Source organism: Aminobacter anthyllidis (assembly GCF_018555685.1).
Classification (GTDB): Bacteria; Pseudomonadota; Alphaproteobacteria; order Rhizobiales; family Rhizobiaceae; genus Aminobacter; species Aminobacter anthyllidis.
In genome coordinates this window covers 546873-563059 of record NZ_JAFLWW010000003.1, presented here as the reverse complement: position 1 = coordinate 563059, position 16187 = coordinate 546873, and the positions used below count along the sequence as shown (strand labels likewise).

At 64.5% G+C, this 16187-nt stretch carries 11 protein-coding genes and 1 tRNA gene; 4 read left to right on the top strand and 8 right to left on the bottom strand.

Annotation, left to right across the window (positions count from 1 at the left end):
* Positions 1–44 precede the first annotated feature (44 nt).
* On the top strand, positions 45–491 hold the full coding sequence (locus tag J1C56_RS12275) for a YcgN family cysteine cluster protein (protein ID WP_214389445.1): 447 nt from the start codon (positions 45–47) through the stop codon (positions 489–491).
* 233 nt (positions 492–724) lie between these two features.
* Complete coding sequence (locus tag J1C56_RS12270; RefSeq protein ID WP_214389443.1) at positions 725–1138, top strand: hypothetical protein; 414 nt, start codon at positions 725–727, stop codon at positions 1136–1138.
* Positions 1139–1323: 185 nt separating this feature from the next.
* Here J1C56_RS12270 and J1C56_RS12265 read toward each other — a convergent pair whose 3' ends face one another.
* Positions 1324–2037, bottom strand: coding sequence for an SIMPL domain-containing protein (locus J1C56_RS12265; protein ID WP_214389441.1), 714 nt, complete (start codon positions 2035–2037; stop codon positions 1324–1326).
* 135 nt (positions 2038–2172) lie between these two features.
* Between J1C56_RS12265 and J1C56_RS12260 the strand changes: the two genes are divergently transcribed.
* Positions 2173–2248: transfer RNA gene (locus tag J1C56_RS12260), tRNA-Ile, on the top strand.
* Positions 2249–2617: 369 nt separating this feature from the next.
* Here the strand turns inward: J1C56_RS12260 and J1C56_RS12255 are convergent.
* The gene (locus tag J1C56_RS12255) at positions 2618–6892 is read right to left on the bottom strand and encodes a beta strand repeat-containing protein (protein WP_214389433.1); all 4275 of its coding nucleotides are present in this window, start codon (positions 6890–6892) and stop codon (positions 2618–2620) included.
* Positions 6893–7088: 196 nt separating this feature from the next.
* Positions 7089–9119 (bottom strand): sensor histidine kinase, encoded by a 2031-nt coding sequence (locus tag J1C56_RS12250; protein ID WP_214389431.1) that lies wholly within the window; start codon positions 9117–9119, stop codon positions 7089–7091.
* Positions 9120–9275: 156 nt separating this feature from the next.
* Here J1C56_RS12250 and J1C56_RS12245 point away from each other — a divergent pair, with 156 nt between their 5' ends.
* Positions 9276–10052, top strand: coding sequence for a response regulator transcription factor (locus J1C56_RS12245; protein ID WP_214389429.1), 777 nt, complete (start codon positions 9276–9278; stop codon positions 10050–10052).
* Positions 10053–10166: 114 nt separating this feature from the next.
* Here J1C56_RS12245 and J1C56_RS12240 read toward each other — a convergent pair whose 3' ends face one another.
* From J1C56_RS12240 to J1C56_RS12220, 5 genes are all read right to left on the bottom strand, one after another.
* Positions 10167–11114: an aspartyl/asparaginyl beta-hydroxylase domain-containing protein gene (locus tag J1C56_RS12240; RefSeq protein WP_214389427.1), complete on the bottom strand. Its 948-nt coding sequence runs from the start codon at positions 11112–11114 to the stop codon at positions 10167–10169.
* 224 nt (positions 11115–11338) lie between these two features.
* The gene (locus tag J1C56_RS32865; protein WP_246591361.1) at positions 11339–11587 is read right to left on the bottom strand and encodes a hypothetical protein; all 249 of its coding nucleotides are present in this window, start codon (positions 11585–11587) and stop codon (positions 11339–11341) included.
* A gap of 154 nt (positions 11588–11741) precedes the next feature.
* Entirely contained in the window at positions 11742–13037 is a 1296-nt protein-coding gene (locus J1C56_RS12230) for an NAD(P)/FAD-dependent oxidoreductase (protein WP_214389425.1), read from the bottom strand.
* A gap of 165 nt (positions 13038–13202) precedes the next feature.
* Positions 13203–14717 carry an L-piperidine-6-carboxylate dehydrogenase gene (gene amaB / locus J1C56_RS12225; protein WP_214389423.1) on the bottom strand — a complete coding sequence of 505 codons (1515 nt, stop codon included), beginning with the start codon at positions 14715–14717 and terminating at the stop codon, positions 13203–13205.
* 42 nt (positions 14718–14759) lie between these two features.
* On the bottom strand, positions 14760–16181 hold the full coding sequence (locus tag J1C56_RS12220) for an FAD-binding oxidoreductase (RefSeq protein WP_214389422.1): 1422 nt from the start codon (positions 16179–16181) through the stop codon (positions 14760–14762).
* Between the last annotated feature and the right edge of the window lie 6 nt (positions 16182–16187).

Genomic DNA, 16187 nt, shown 5'->3' with positions numbered 1-16187 from the left:
GCATTCGCTTGACGCGGACGGCCAGCCGCGCCATTTGCCAGAGCATGGACGAGCCTTTCTGGAAAACGACGCCGCTGGAGGCGATGAACCCCACTCAGTGGGAGCAACTCTGCGACGGCTGCGGCAAATGCTGCCTGTCCAAGCTCGAGGACGAGGATACCGGCGAGATCTACTGGACCAGCGTCGGCTGCCGCCTGTTCGATGGCGCGACCTGCCGCTGCGCCGATTATGCCAATCGCCTCGCGCGCGTGCCGGACTGTGTCGGGCTAACGCCGCAGAATGTACGCACGATTTCCTGGCTTCCCAGCACCTGCGCCTATCGCCTGGTCGGCGAGGGCCACGATCTCTACTGGTGGCACCACCTTGTCTCGGGCAGCCCTGAAACGGTGCATGAGGCCGGCATTTCGGTGCGTGGCAAGCTGACTGCTTCCGAGGACGACCTGGCCGAGCCGGAAGACTATTTCGACCACATGCTCGAGGAAGAGCCGTAGGCCGCCGATTCCTCCGTCATTGCCATATTGTCGACGCCTCGGGCGGCTACTCGCTCCTGCGTGGCGACTCACGCAATGTTGCTGGCTGTAAGAAATAATCAGCAGAATCAAATATTTGCCAGATGAACCGAAAATGAATGCACGGTTCGAAAACGGTTCAGCTTGGGCGGCGCATTGTGTGGTCATCGCTCAGGTACAGATGGCTTGACGCCACCGAGTTCAAGGAGAAGACCATGTTCGACAAGATCAAGACTGCGGCTCTTTCTGCCGTCATCGGTTTCAGCACGCTGGCCGCCATTCCGGCGACGGCCCAGGCGGAAGGCCTCTATCTCAACCTTGGACAGGGCCAGCCGAACGTCGGCATCTATGTCCAGGACCGTGACAACCGCAACGGCGGTTGGGACAACCGCAACGGCGGCCGCTGGGACAACCGTCAGGACAACCGCTGGGGCGGCCGTCCGGGTGGCCGTTGGGACCGCGCCTGCTCGCCGGACCGCGCCGTCGACAAGGCGGAACGCATGGGCCTGCGCCGCGCCCGCGTCGTCGACGTCAACCGCCGCTCGATCACTGTCAGCGGACGCAAGTATGGCGAGCGTGTCGCGATCACCTTCGCCCGTGCCCCGAATTGCCCGGTCGTTCGCTGGTAATCCGGTTCGCCGGCACCCACAGCATCGGTTACACCCGATCGCAGTAGCGGGAGCCCCTTTCTCCAGGGAAGGGTGTGGCTCCAAACAAAACCCCGGAGGCCTGGCCTCCGGGGTTTTTCATTGTTGGCGATCCGCTTGCGTGAATTCTGCCGCGCGGCGAACGCGCGGCAGGGTCAATTCGCCGGTCAGTTCTTCAATTCAAAAGTGACGTTGACCTGGACACGGTAGGCGTTTTCGCCTGCCTCGACGGGCGCGGCACCGGCGGCGCGGTCGAACGACTTGGCCTGCATCGGCATTGGCGGCGGGGCATAGGACTGGTCGGTGATCTCGAGCACCTTGCCGACCTTGACGCCGGCTGCCTCGGCCAGGACTTTCGCCTTGGCGATGGCGTCGGTCACCGCAAGCTTGCGCGCCTCGGTGATGACGGCTTCGGGCTTCTCGTTGGTGAAGGTGATGCCGCCACCCTGGTTGACGCCGAGCGACACGGCCTTGTCGAGGATCTCGCCTGTCTTGGCGATGTCGCGGACGCGGACCGACAAGGTGTTGATCACCTGGTAGGCGACGAGTTCGGCATCCTGCGAGCCGTCGGGCTTGTTGGTGTAGTTGTAGCGCGGCTGGATCTGGATGCCGGCGGTCTGCAGGTCGCGGTCGGCGACGCCAGCGCTCTTCATCGCGGCGATCACGGCGGCCATGGCGTCGTTGTTGGCGTCGAGCGCCTCACGCGCGGTCTTGGCCTCGCGCATCACCGACAGCGACAGCAGCGCCAGGTCGGGCGCGACCGAGGCTTCGCCCTCGCCGGTGACGATGATGCGCGGCGACGGCTGGGAGTCGGCGCGGGCGGCTGCGGCGGGAAGTGCGAGTACTGCTGCAAGTGCCAGCGCCATGTATTTGCGATTCATAATATAATCTCCGTTGTCCTGAGCCCTTCAATTGTGTCGAATAGGGGCGGATTATGGGTGGATTGCGGCAGCGCGCAACAGATGCGCGAAGATGGCTTGTGCCAGCGCGCAAAACTTACTATCCAGCCGGGCGTGGGGCCTGTAGCTCAATGGTTAGAGCCGGCGGCTCATAACCGCTTGGTTGGGGGTTCGAGTCCCTCCGGGCCCACCATTTTGCTGTTTTACCAATCAGTTGAGATGCCGGCTGGCATTGAGGTTGGGCAGTTGGTTCAACGAAACGCGCCGGCCGCGATTTCAGGCAATGTGACGCATCTTGTGCGCGGCCTCGCCATACTGAAGCCGATGTCGGGCGGCCCCTCCCGGCTTGCATTGCTCGACCCAACGATTGCGCATGCCTCGGCCCCTTGCCGTGGCGATCCGAATTCAAATTCCGGTGGTGCTGACGCGGGCATGACGAATGCGGGCTGCGCTGCACCTGTTTGCGGATAATCGGCGTCAACCCGGATGTTGGTTCCGGATTGACGCCGTCAGGCAGGTCGTCGCGGGCATTTGGGGGCACATGCCCGCTACGTGGGCCGGCCTAGAACGCCAGGCGGAGGCCGAGGCGGCCGCCGTAGTTCTGGTAGCCGCTGCCGGCGGAGGCGGTGCCTTCGACGAAGCTGGTGAGACCATTCCCGGCCGTCAGCGTGGCGCCGAGCTGGAGCTGGCCATAGGGGCCAACCGGATCATTGACCAGCGAACTGGTCAATGATCCGGTGTCCAGGCGCGCCCCACCCTTGCCCTGGAACTCGTTCACCAGATGCGCACCGAGGTAGTAGGTGGCGATGCCGGATGGCAATGTCGCGGTACCTCCGACACGGGCGCCGACCTTGCCGCGCAGGCTGTCGGCGTTGGCGAAATCGACAGTCGCGCCCAATGCCGCCAGCGTGTCGAGATCGGTGCGGCTGTAGGCCAGGCTGGCAACCGGCTCGAAGAACAGGTTGGCGGTGCCGAAGCGCGCGCCGGCCTCGAGCTGCAGGCCATAGGCCTTGCCGTCGAGCTTTTCGGTGAAGCCGCCGGTCACGCTGTCGATCCTGGCCCCGAACATGTCGTACTTGGCGAGCGCGTTGACGAAATAGTTGCCCCACTGTCCCTGGGCATAAGCGCCGAGGTTGAAGGCGTCGTAGTCGGTACGATCTTCCGTGCCTGTAAACCTCAACCCCGAAGCGAGATAGCCGCCGGTCAGGCCGTAGGTGAGGCCACCGATCTGGCCGAGATCGACGCCGAACTGGCCGCCGACATGTTTTTGGCGATAGGAGATGTCGAAATCGCCGGCGCTGGCGGCATAGGTCTGGTCACGTTCGTCGGCCGAACTGTAGAACTGGGCCCACAGGCGCCCTTGTTGCTCGGCATTCTTTGCCGGATCGCGCAGGGAAGCGGTGCGGGCCGACCATGCGTCGGCGGACTGGCGCCAAAGCGCTTGTGCGCCTTCGTTGATCTTCAGCGTCTGGAACAGGCCAAGGCCTTCGGCGGCGGTGATGACGAAGTCGTCGCCTGTCGCGTCGTAACGCAGGCCATAGTGCGAGAAGCCTGTGTTCACCGATTCCGGCGAAAGCGTGAAGGCGCCGGCAGCCGAGCCGCCAGCGGCATCGACGAGCGTCAGCGTGCGTCCGGGCAGCAAGGCGCCGCCACGCAGCGAGTTGAGGACGATGGTGGTCGAGCCGGACGCGGTGCCTCCAAGCACCAGCTGGTCATGGGTCACCGTGCCGGAAGCCGCATCGACGTCGAGCACCAGCTGTCCGTTGCTGCCGACATAGTCGCCCGAAATCGCCAGCACCTCGCCGGCACGGTTGTTGGCCAAGGTGATAAGGCCCGCATTGTCGAAGCGCTCGAGGTCCTGGAGCGTTGCGCTGGCGAGCAGGTTGACGATACCGGCGTTGGAGAAGCGGTCGGAACCGCCGCCGAACTCGCTCAGGCCGGAAAGTGCGAAGGTGCCGCTGTTACCGATGACGTCGTTGCCGGCGTCGAAACGGACGCTGCCGACGAAAGTGCCGGAGTTGGTGAGGCTGGCTGTGCCGCCGGTCGCGATCAAGGTCGGGCCGGTGCCGGCGCTGATGAAGCCGGCATTGTCGATCGTGACGACGGGGCCGTTGGCGACGATGGCGCTGGCGGCGCCGTGAACCCGGGCCGTCGACCGGATGGTCACAGTCGAACTTGTCGCACTGTCGACGACGATCGCGTCGGATGCTGTCGAGGCGGCGGTGCCCGAAACAGTGACATTGACGTCCTTGGCGCGGCTGATGGCACTGATGGCGTTGGCGTGCGCGATGCTGTTGCGCGCCGTTACCGTGGCCGAGCCGCCGGCGCTGTAGGCCACGATGCCGTCGCTGCCGTCACCCGAGGCGAGAACATCAAGCGCGCTGACCCTGACATCGCCCGTATCCGCCATCGCCTGGATTGCGATCGAGTCCTCGCCGAGCGTTGACACGGTGGCAGCATTGACGGTGCTGCCGGCTCCGCCCGAGGCGTGGATGCCGGTGCTCTCCACGCCCAGAGTCGACACCGTTCCGGTGCTGACCACACGAACCGAGCCCGAACCGCTATTGGCTTCGATGGCCCCGCTGTCTTCGCCGCTGGCAGTGACAGAGCCGGCCACCACGTCGATGTCGCCGCTGGTGCTGGAGAGATCGATGCCCTCGCTGCGGTCGCCTGTCGTGGTCACCATGCCATTGCTGACGACGGTCAGCTTGCCGCTGCCCGAACTTGCGAGGATGCCGTCGGCCGACCTGCCAGCGGTGCTGATCTCGGACGTGCTGATCGTGACGTCGTTATCCGTCTCGACATTGATGCCATCGCCATCGCGTCCGGTCGTCACGATTGGACCAAGCGCGTTGATCGTCACAGCGCCGGTCGTGGAAGTGACGGCAATACCGTCCGAGAGGTTGCCGGAAGTCGTGATCGGCCCGCTGACATCAATTGCGATCGCCCCAGTATCCGACTCGGCGGCAATGGCGGTGCTTTCCATGCCCATCGTCGTGACCGATTTGACCTTCAGGTCGGTGCGACCGGTGTCGGTCGCGGTGCTTACGCCGATCGCGACGTCGCCACGGGAGGTCAGGTCACCTGCGACCAGGCTCAGGTCACCTGTCTGGCTCGCCAGGCTGACCACATAAGCTTCACCGTTCGTCGAGGCCGTGCCGACCTTTGCGACAACGTTGCCTGTCGCCGAGAAACCGGAGACGGCGTTGCCGCGAATACCAGCTCCAGACGCAGAGACGACGTCGATCAAGACATTTCCCGAGCCACTTTGCGCGAGGACGCCGGCGCTCATATCACCCGATGCACTTGCGCTTCCGGTGCTGATCACGGTGACGTCGCCGAGGTTCGAACTGGCGTACACGCCGGATGAGCCGTTGCCTGTCGCTGCGGCCGTGCCGCTGTTGACTACGGTGACGTCGCCCCGGTCGCTCGTCGCCCAGATCGCGTCTGAACGCGCGCCCGTCGTGGTGATGCTGCCGCTGTTGGTGACGGTGGCGTTGTTTGTGATGCTTTCAGCGATGATGCCTGCCGAATTGTCACCGACGGTCGTTATCGTGCCGCTGTTCGTGACGGACGCGGCGCCATGGGTGGAGGATGCCAACATGCCTCGGCTGAGAACGCCTGTGGTGGAGATGGTGCCGGTGTTGGCGACCGTAACGGCACCGGTGGTGGAGACGGCCTGCACCGCGTCGGCGCCGATGCCCGTGGTCGTGATCGAACCCTTGTTCGTCACCGATATGGCGCCGCCGGTGGACAAGGCCAGAATGCCATGGCTTGCATCTCCACGCGTCGAGATGGGGCCCGTGTTTTCGATCGTGATCGCGCCTGTGGACGTTTCGGTCCTGATCGCGATGGCGTCCTGGCCCGCAGTGGACGCGCCACCGCTCGTGATGTTGATGCTGCCATCAACGCTCTTGGCATTGATGCCGATGCTTCCATCGCCCAGCGTGGTCACGGAACCTGCATCAATGACGATCGCGCCGCCTGCGGCAAGCGCCCGAGCGTTGATAGCGTGGCTTTCGATACCGGCGGTGGAAACGGATGCGGCTGAGATGTCGATCAGGCCGAAGTCGTCGGTGACGACCAGGATGCCTTGGCTGTGCCGGCCCAAGGTCGTCACCTTGTTGACGTCAATCACGACGTTCCCGTTCGTCTGGGCAACGATGCCTGAACTCAAGTCTGCAGTTGTAGACAGCTGCCCGTCACTGTTGATCTCGATCATTCCGCGACCATTGCTGAAGGCGTCTATTCCGACACCGCCGGTCGTCGAAAGCGAATGAACGTCGATCGCGATCGACCCGTCATTGCTCAACGCGGTTATTCCGACCCTCCCGCTCTCGATCGAACCGGCATTGATCGTTGTCGAACCATCGCGGCCATAGGTCGAAAGTCCGTCACCTGTCGAGTTGATGCTGTTTACGTTCACGGTAACGCTGTCGCCACTGGAATCGGCATAAACGCCGGCGCCATTCGTTACGATTCCCCCGTCCAGATTGAGTTTCAGGTCGCCGCCGTAGCTCGACACGCTGACGCCGGTGGCGCTTGTGGACGAGCGTACTTCCGCATCGGCGGACAGGTTCAGCGTGAAATCTTGACCACCGGCATTGTATGTGATCCCGCCGGCGTAGGGATTGCCCGCTGCCGTACAGTTGACGACACCGCCGATCGGCGCGCCGCATTCGTCGGCGGCCATGGCAAGGCCCGGGAGGCCCAGCGGCAGCGCGATTCCCGCAAGCGTAGTGCCGATCCGCAGCCGCGCGCGCAATGAAAGGTTCAGCGCGCTGCGCCTGGTCGGACCGCGCAGGTCGCGCATGTCCAGTGTTGCCGTTTTCGTCATAGCCCGATGCCCCATATTCCGATTTCGGGGCAGACGGCCGTCAGTCGATCATTCCACCCTCAAGGGCGTCTATTTATGAGGCAAGGCAAGGCAGCGACAGCAACGAGATGGAACGAGTTGTAACGAATTGGAACGAAAATCGTGGCGCGCCTGCATCAGCGCGCCGGATTCGTCTGGACGCGACGTTTCAGGAAAACTAGGCGGTGGCCGCGCTGGCAATCTGCATGGTGTCGCCGCAGTCCGATGCCAAGGGCAGGGTCATCTGGACGGTCGTACCCTTGCCGGCGGTGCTGACAATTCCGACCGACCCACCATGGGCTATGGCGATACGCGACACCAGCGACAGGCCGGTGCCCGAGCCCTCGATGTTGCCGACATTCGAGCCGCGCACGCCGTGGCCCAAGACGCGCTCCAACTCGCGGTCCGGAATGCCGATGCCGCTGTCGGCCACGGAAACTCGGACGGCGCCTGATATGGCGCCGAGCGACAGGACAACCTGCGACGGCGTCGCAGCGGCGGAGAATTTTACCGCGTTCTCCAGCAGATTGACCAAGGCAAGCTCGATCATGGCTGCGTCGGCGTTGACGCGCAGGCTCCGGGCCGAAGGTTCAATCACGACTTCGATCTCGGCTCCAGGCATCAGGTCCAGTGCACGCGCCGCAGCGGCGGCAACGATGTCGCTGGCGACCGCGTCGGACATTTCAGGCTTGAACGACGGCCCTTGCAGGCGGCTGCGCGCCAGGTTGACCTCGAGCATTTCGACCAGCCGCACGATGGCGCGCTGGATGCGTTTCACCCTGGCGCGGTTGCTGTCATCCGCCTTGGGCAGGCTGATGTCGATGCTGTCGACATTGGAGCGGATGGCGGCAAGCGGCGTGCGGTACTGGTGCGAAATCACCTCCATGAAGCGCACCTGCTGCTGCTGCGAGCGCAGTTCGGCCTGGAGTGCGTCCTCGGCGATCTGTCGTGCGACCACGAGTTCGCGCGTCTTTTCGACGACCAGCGCGTTCGCCGACCTTTCGGCATCCTGTGCCGCGACAAGCGCCTGCTCGCGCATCTGGCGGGTCAGCGCCTCGGCGGCGCGCAGCCTGACGCCCAGGGCGCCGGTCAGCAGGATCGCCTGGACAAGACCGCTGATCGCGTAGGCGTGCCAGAAGACGTTGGGCAGCCCGAGATAACCCTGCCTCTGCATCAAGGACAGCACCGAGCCGATCCACAGGACACAGAATGCGGCGGCGCGCAATCGGCTTGCCGCGCCGCTTTCGTTTGCCGTGCGCAGTCCTTGCGCCACGTTGACCACGCCCATCAGCAGCGCGAAATTGTTGCCGATCGGCCCGAACACGATGTTGGATTTGCAGATGGCGAAGCCGATGCCGACGAGGCCGACCACGGCACTGGCCTGGTAGACCCGGTGCAGCCTGGGGGCGAGCCGCGGCAGTTCGAGGATGCTGGAATAGGCGAGCGCGCTGGCGAACAGGCCAAACCACGCTGACGCGCCCATGAACAGGTCGTTGCCGGGACCATTGTCTGGAAACAAGAGCATCCGGCTCAGCCCGAGATTGCCGCCATAGACGAGCATGATGCCGAGTGTGCTCAAAGCCAGCAGGGGATATTGCGGCTTGCGGTCGAAATGGAAGAAGACCAGCTGGATGACCAGCAGCACACCCATGCCGCCGAACCACAGGCCGGACAAAAGGCTGGCTTCGGTGGCCCGCGTCGTCAGTTCCGCCATCGGGTAGAGCCCGATGTTCAGATGTGTCGACGAGTTGGCATTGGCGATGCGGATGTAGATCAGCGTCGTCTCGCCGGCGGACAGGGACAACGGCACAACATTCTGCAGGCCTGAAAGCCCATCGCCTGGAAGCGGGCGATGGTCGCCATGATGGTAGGGCGTGAAGTCGGCGCTGGTCAGTCCGGGGCGCTGACGGGCAATGTAGACGTCGATGGAATCGAGGAAATTCGGCGCCAGCGACAACAACGCGGTGCCGGATGCGGCGGCGTTCAGCTCGAGCCTGAGCCAGTTGGCGTTGCGGGTGTAGCCGAAGTTCACGTTTGGTCCGGCGACCGGCTTGAATGCCGCCTGGCCTTCTGGCGCGAGCACGTCGGCTAGCGACAGTGCCCACGATGGATCGGCGAGAACTGAGAGCTTGCGGCCCTCCGGCGGAATAATGTCGTTTGTCGTGGCTTGCGCCGGCGAAGGCCCAATTGCCGCGGCAGGCCATGCCATCAGGGCCAACAACATGGCGAACAAAGCAAGCGGAAGGTATTTCCCCAGCCGTGCCGCCCAACGAAACGCGGCACGCCTCACGACAGTTTCATCTTGCATGACAGTGTGGTCGCAGCCGTGATCAGGCTCATTATTGATTCGAATGCTCTGTGCCTTATGACGACAACTGTCCTTTCTCTACAAGCCGCAAAGTCCAGCAGCGATCGCGCCGTCCGCGTCATTCTCGTCGAGGACGACCATGATCTGCGGCAGGGCATTGCCGACTATCTGCGCCTGCAGGCGATCGAGGTGACCGACGTTGCCTCGGGGGCCGGTTTCTACACGACGTTGATGGATGGCGATTTCGACATCGCGATCCTCGACGTCAATCTGCCCGACGTCAGCGGTTTCGAGCTTGCCCGGGTCATTTCCTCCAGCAAGCCGATGGGCGTCATCATGCTGACGGCGCGCACCGGCCGTGAGGACAGGATCAAGGGATACGAACAGGGCGCCGACCTCTATCTGACCAAGCCGGTCGACGGCGAGGAACTGGCACTTGCTATCGCCAATTTGGCGCGACGGGTCAGGTCGGCCGCTCTGTCGGCCAAGGCAATGGCCGACCGTAAGGATCGCATCCCGGAACACGCCCAGGAACGTCCTTGGCTGCTGGACCTGCAACGACACCGGCTGATCTCGCCAGAGGGGGTGCCGATCCTGCTGTCCGGTCGCGAGGCGATGCTGGTGGAGCAGCTTGCGCGGGCCGCCGGTGCCACGGTCCCGCGCAACGTGCTGGACACATTGTTCGGCAACAGCAGCTCCGACCCTGAAAGCCGCCGCCTCGACGCAGCGCTTCGGCGCCTGCGGATGAAGGCACGCGCCGCCGGTGCGGACTTGCCGCTGCATGTCGTGCATGCGGTCGGTGTGCGCTTCATCGGCGCTTTGAACGTTGTTTGATGCGGCGGCAGGCGTGCCCGCGCCGTCCGACGCAGCAGACAGGCATATGAAAAATGGCGATGCCTGAGGCTATTCCGGATTGACGAATGGCTGAATTAGAGCGGCAGCCCGCCTTCAGACCAGTTGCCCAACCAGTTGAACTGCGCCCACGGCCAACCCCAGCAGCAGGATATTCACCGACCACTTGATGGCATAGTACAGCCGTCGGTTGGTCGACTTCAGCGCCTTGTTGCGTGCCAGCAGGGGAGCAAGCCAGGCAAAGATCCTGTTGGCCAAGCCCCGACGGTCTTCCGGCGTGTTGGGTACGACCGAGGCGCGCGTTATCCCCTGGTAGAAGAAGTTGAACAGCGCCCCGATTGGATTGAGCGGGCGCTTGACGTCGCACATGAGGATGAGGCGATCGGAGGCGGTGTCGTTACGGACGTAGTGCAGGTAGGTCTCGTCGAACATCAGCACCTCGCCGTCGCGCCAGCTCTGGTTGTGGCCATCCACGTTGATGAAGCAGGCGTCCGAGTTGGGTGTCGCGAGGCCAAGGTGGTAGCGCAGGGATACGGCGATGGGATCGGCATGCCGGGTGAGTTGCGCGCCCGCCGGCAGGAAGGCGAACATGGCGCCATGCACCGCAGGCACCTTGTGCAATATTTCCACCGTCCTGGGGCAGAGCCGCATCGCGGAGTGGTGCGTGTAGCCGTACCAATTGAGGTAGAAGCGGCTCCAGCCATACTTGAAGAACGTCCGGAAGCCGACATCGTAGGAGCCTGCCGTGCCCGGACGTTTGGTAGCGTCAAAGTAGCCCTGGCGCACGAGCTCCAGCCCTTCATCCCGGATGGTCTGCCAGTTCTGACGTAGCAGGCCAACCTCCGGGAACTCGACCGGGTCGAGAACGGCCTTTGATCCACGTCGGTGCGTGGTCATGAAGAGCACGCAATTGAACGGCGTGAAGATCGGCCAGCCCTTGCGAATGTACTCAGTCAGGGTTTTGTAGCGGGCTTCACCTCGGAAACGATAGACGTACACCATACTCGCGGCAGCAAACGTCAAAATGATCACGGAAACCTGCATGAGTTCTCCTTGGCAAATCTTCCGTGTGACGGAATAGAGGTGGCGCATTGCGGCAGCATTACGTGGCTGTCGCTTTGCTTGAATGCGGTTATTCCGATCGGCCTTGGCATTTGATGTGGTTGGCGAAGTCGAGATGGGCGGTTCAACGGAACGACAAAAGCCGCCGATGGCTCGGCGGCTTTTGCGGCAGGATGGTCAGCTCAGCGGCTGACAGACGAGTATCGTCAGGCGACGGGCTCGGCCGCCTTCGCCACGCCCGGTGCCTCGATCTTCATGCCCGGCTTCAGGCCAAAGGCTTCGGCAAGGCCCGCACCCGACAGCTTCTGGCCGGCTTCCGTGCGAACCTTGAAGATTTCCACCACGCCACCCTGCACCGCAATGCTGATGCTGCGCTTGCCGATCGAGGTAATCTCACTGGGCTTGCCGACGACGTCCTCGAAGCGGCGCACCAGGTGCTTGCGCGCTTCGAACAGCCTGACCTTGGTGCCGCTGACCGAGGTCCAGGCGCCAGGCGCCGGGGTCGCAGCCGCGGATCAGGTTGTGGACGAGATGGATGGCATAGGCATCGACGGGCGTCTCCTGTCTGGAGATGCGATCGCTCGGAGACATCCGCCTCGCTTGCTGCGCTCAGATGAGATGGGCGATTTGCGCCCCGGCTTCGTACCAGGCTTCGCGGCTTCGGCGAAATGGTGCAGGCGTCACATCGGAGACCGGCAGGGGCAGGTCGGCGTAGCTCTTCTCGCCCGATATCAGCAGCGCGAGCTCGCGGCCGAACACCGTGCCAGGCGCGATGCCGCGACCGTTGTAGCCGGAGAAGCCGACGGCGTTGGGGCCGAATGTGTGGAACCTGGGCAAGGCATCGCTGGTCATGCCGATCTGTCCATGCCATTCGTGTTCGAAAGTGATGTCGCCAAGCTCGGGGTAGAGCCTGGACAGGGCACGACGGGCCCATGCCTTGTGGATTGCGGTGCCGGAATTGCGCAGCGCACCGACGCTGCCGAACACCAGCCGGCCGGCGCGATCCAGCCTGAAGGAGGAGAGGATGGTCTTTGTGTCCCACACGCCTTCGCGCCCGGGCAGGATCTTTCGCAACAGGTCGGACCCGAGCGGCTGTGTCGCCAGGTTGAAGTAGGGCAGGTGGACCTGTTCGGTACGCACCATTTGCCATGGCCCGGTGCTGTAGGCATCGGTCGCGACGACCACCCAGTCGGCGTCGATGGTGCCACCTGGCGTCGTCAGGTGCCAGCGGTCTCCCTTCCGCGCAGCTGTGGTGACGGGGCTCGCGGTGTGGAGCGTTGCGCCGGCGTTGATGACAGCTGTCGCCAGCCCGCGCGCATAGGCCAGCGGCTGCAGCGTTCCCGCCCGCGCATCATGCAGTGCGCCGAGATAGGCCGAGGTGCCGAGCCTTGCCGCCGTTTCCGTGGCGTCGAGCACCCTGACCGGCGCGCCACGCCGTTGCCACTGCGCTTCGCGCTCCTTGATCTCGGCGAGGCCGGCGGAGCCGACCGCGCAGTGCAGCGTGCCGTTGCGCTCCAGTTCGCAATCGATGCCGTGCCTGTCGATGAGCGCCATTACCTCGGCCGGTCCTTCGCCGAGCAGCTTGAGCAGCCGCTCGCCATGATCGGGCCCGAGTGCTGCCGACACATCGTCCGGCGCCAGCCACAGTCCGGCATTGATCAGGCCGACATTGCGACCGGCGCCGCCAAAGCCGATCTCCTTGCCTTCGAGCAGCACCACCCGCCGGCCTGCCTCGGCAAGATGCAGCGCGCAGGACATGCCGGTGTAGCCGCCGCCGACAATGACGATGTCGGTCGATACGTGTCCCTGGAGCGCCGAGGTTGCCGGTGCCACTGGCGCCGTGGCTTCCCAAAGGCCATGCGAACGCGCCCCGTGTGAATGCGGTGTTTGCGAGGTGCTGAGCATCGCCAGGCGTCCGTGGCTTCAGGTTGTCGGGAAAAATCCACCCGGCTCGGGATGTGAAGCCCGAGCCGGGTCTGTTTCAGGCAGCGCCGCCCGCATCTTGCGGACGGCGCTTGATATCGTGCGGCTGCGGCGGCGCTGATGCCGCCGCAGCCGGTGTCGTCATGGTCAGTCGATGTCGAAGGACACGCCCTGTGCCAGCGGCAGCGCCTTGGAGTAGTTCACCGTGTTGGTGGCGCGGCGCATGTAGGCGCGCCAGGCGTCGGAGCCGCTCTCGCGGCCGCCGCCGGTCTCCTTTTCGCCGCCGAACGCGCCGCCGATCTCGGCGCCAGAGGTGCCGATATTGACGTTGGCGATGCCGCAGTCGGAGCCTTCGACCGACAGGAAGCGCTCGGCTTCCTGCAGGTCGAGCGTGAAGATCGACGACGACAGGCCGGCACCGACGGCGTTGTGCAGTTCGAGCACCTGGTCGAAGTCGGAATATTTCATGACATAGAGGATCGGCGCGAAGGTCTCTTCGAGCACCGGACCGACCTGGCCGGGCATCTCGACCAGTGCCGGCTTGACGTAATAGGCGCCGTCATGACCCTGCTCGACGCGGGCGCCGCCGGTGATGCTGCCACCGCTTTCTGCCGCGTGCTTGAGCGCCTTCTGCATGCCGTCGAAGGCCGCCTTGTCGATCAGCGGGCCGACGAGCGACGCCGTCTCCAGCGGGCTGCCGACCGAGACGCTCTGATAAGCCTTCTTCAGGCGCGGCACGAGCTGGTCATAGACGCTGTCATGGACGAACAGGCGGCGCATGGTGGTGCAGCGCTGGCCGGCGGTGCCCATGGCACCGAAGGCGATGGCGCGCAGCGCCATGTCGAGATTGGCCGAGGGGCAGACGATGCCGGCATTGTTGCCGCCGAGCTCGAGGATGGCGCGGGCAAAACGTTTTGCCAGGCGCGGACCGACGTCGCGGCCCATGCGGGTCGAGCCGGTGGCCGAGACCAGCGGCACCTTGGGGTGGTCGACAAGCACTTCGCCGATGGCGCGGTCGCCGATCAGCAGCTGCGACAGGCCTTCCGGCGCGTCAGCACCGAAGCGTTTTGCCGCGCGCTCGAAGATCGCCTGGCAGGCAAGGGCGGTCAGCGGCGTCTTTTCCGATGGCTTCCAGACCACCGAGTTGCCGCAGACAAAGGCAAGGGCCGCGTTCCACGACCACACCGCGACGGGGAAGTTGAAGGCCGAGATGACGCCGACGACGCCGAGCGGGTGCCAGGTTTCCATCATGCGGTGGCCGGGACGCTCGGTGGCGATGGTCAGGCCATAAAGCTGGCGCGACAGGCCGACGGCGAAGTCGCAGATGTCGATCATTTCCTGGACTTCGCCGAGACCCTCGGACGGGATTTTTCCCACTTCGATCGAGACCAGGCGGCCGAGATCGGTCTTGGAAGTGCGCAGTTCCTCGCCGAGCAGGCGCACGAGTTCGCCGCGCTTGGGCGCCGGCACGTTGCGCCAGGCCTTGAAGGCAGCATCGGCCCGTTCGATGACGGCACCGGCTTCATCTGATGAAATCGACTTCAGCGCGCCGATCTGTTCGCCCGTCACCGGGCTGCGCACGATCAGGTCGCCGCCGCTGAAGGCGGTTGTGGCAACGCCGAGCTTGCCGAGCAACTCGGCTGTTTCCTTCGCTATCGTCATCGTTTTGTCCTTCCGGTTGTCGTGTTCGTTCAGGCGCCCTGATCAACCCAGCCGCGTCGAGCCGAGCGGGCCCGGCGCAATCGCCTGCTTGAGTTGGGCGGCCATCGATTTCAGCTTATGTGGCGTGTAGCGGTCGTAGAAATGCTGGTTGCGGCGGCCAAGGCCGTGTTCGGCGCTGAAGCTTGCGCCATGCTGCTCGACTGACATCGAGATCACCCGTTCGCGCAGCGCGTCGATCCGTGCGGTATCCACCGAGCCGTCGGCTTCGCGCTGAACGACGAGATTGAAGTGCACGCCGCCATCGCCGACATGGCCGAAGTCGCAGACCTCGACATCAGGAAATTCCTTGGCCAGCATTTCGCTCATCCGGGCGCGGAATGGCATCACGCCGCCACGGGCGAAGGAGAGGTCGAGGCCGACGACATAGCCTGCCGATTTCACGCCTTCGGAGAGCGCGTGCCGGAGCGCCCACATCTCCTGCGGCGGACCCATGAAGGCATCGGCCAAGGGCTCGTCCGAATGGCTCCAGACCTCTGATAGCACCTCCTCGAGCACGGCCTCCAAAGGCTGCTCGCTCTCGCGGCGCGGCCAGGAGCGCGATACCTCAGCGAGGATGACGTAGTCGGGCACCGCACCGCCGGGGAACGGATTGCGCAGTGCTTCGACATGGGCGAGCGTGCGCGTGATGGCAGCCCCCGACATGCCTTCGAAGGCGCTGAGGTAGGTGCCGAGCTGTTCTTCCATCGCGTTGAGCAGGGCAGTCACGTGCTCGGGCGCGCGCGGCACGAGATAGGCAGTCGCGGTCTGCTGCGGCAACCTTTCCAGGTTGAACGTGCATTCGGTGACGACGCCGAAGGCGCCTGAAGTGCCGATGAAATGCTGCTTCCAGTCGACGCCGGTGTTGTCCTTGCGCAAGCCGGCTCCGAGATCGACGATGGTGCCTGTCTCGTCGCCGAGCACCACCTTGAGCCCGAGCGTGTTGCGGCGCACGTCGCCGAAGCGCAGGAAGCGCGCGCCGCCGGTGTTGGTCGCGACCATGCCGCCGGCCATCGGGTCGGCGCCGAGGTCGATCGGAAAGAACAGGCCGTGCGGCTCGAGCCGGGCGTTGATCTCCGAGAGGCGGAAACCGGCGTCGACGCGCAAGCTGCGGTTGTCGACATCGAGATCGAAGGTGGAGCGCAGCCGCTCGAGGCTCAGCACGCCTTCGGTGCCGCTGTCGTCGGGCGTCGAGCCGGCGACAAGCCCGGTATTGCCGGACTGCGGCACAAGCGGGATGGCATGGCGCGCGCAATAGCCGACGACGTCAGAGACGGCCTCGACGGACGCCGGCCGCGCGACGAAGGCGGCGCGCCCGCTATCATAGCGCGCGCCCTTTTCGTAGCCGGCCATGTCGGCTCGATCGGTCAACAGCCCGCCCGCGCCGAGCAGGGCACTGAGGTTGTCGATGTGTTCGCGCGCCAGCATGCTTGG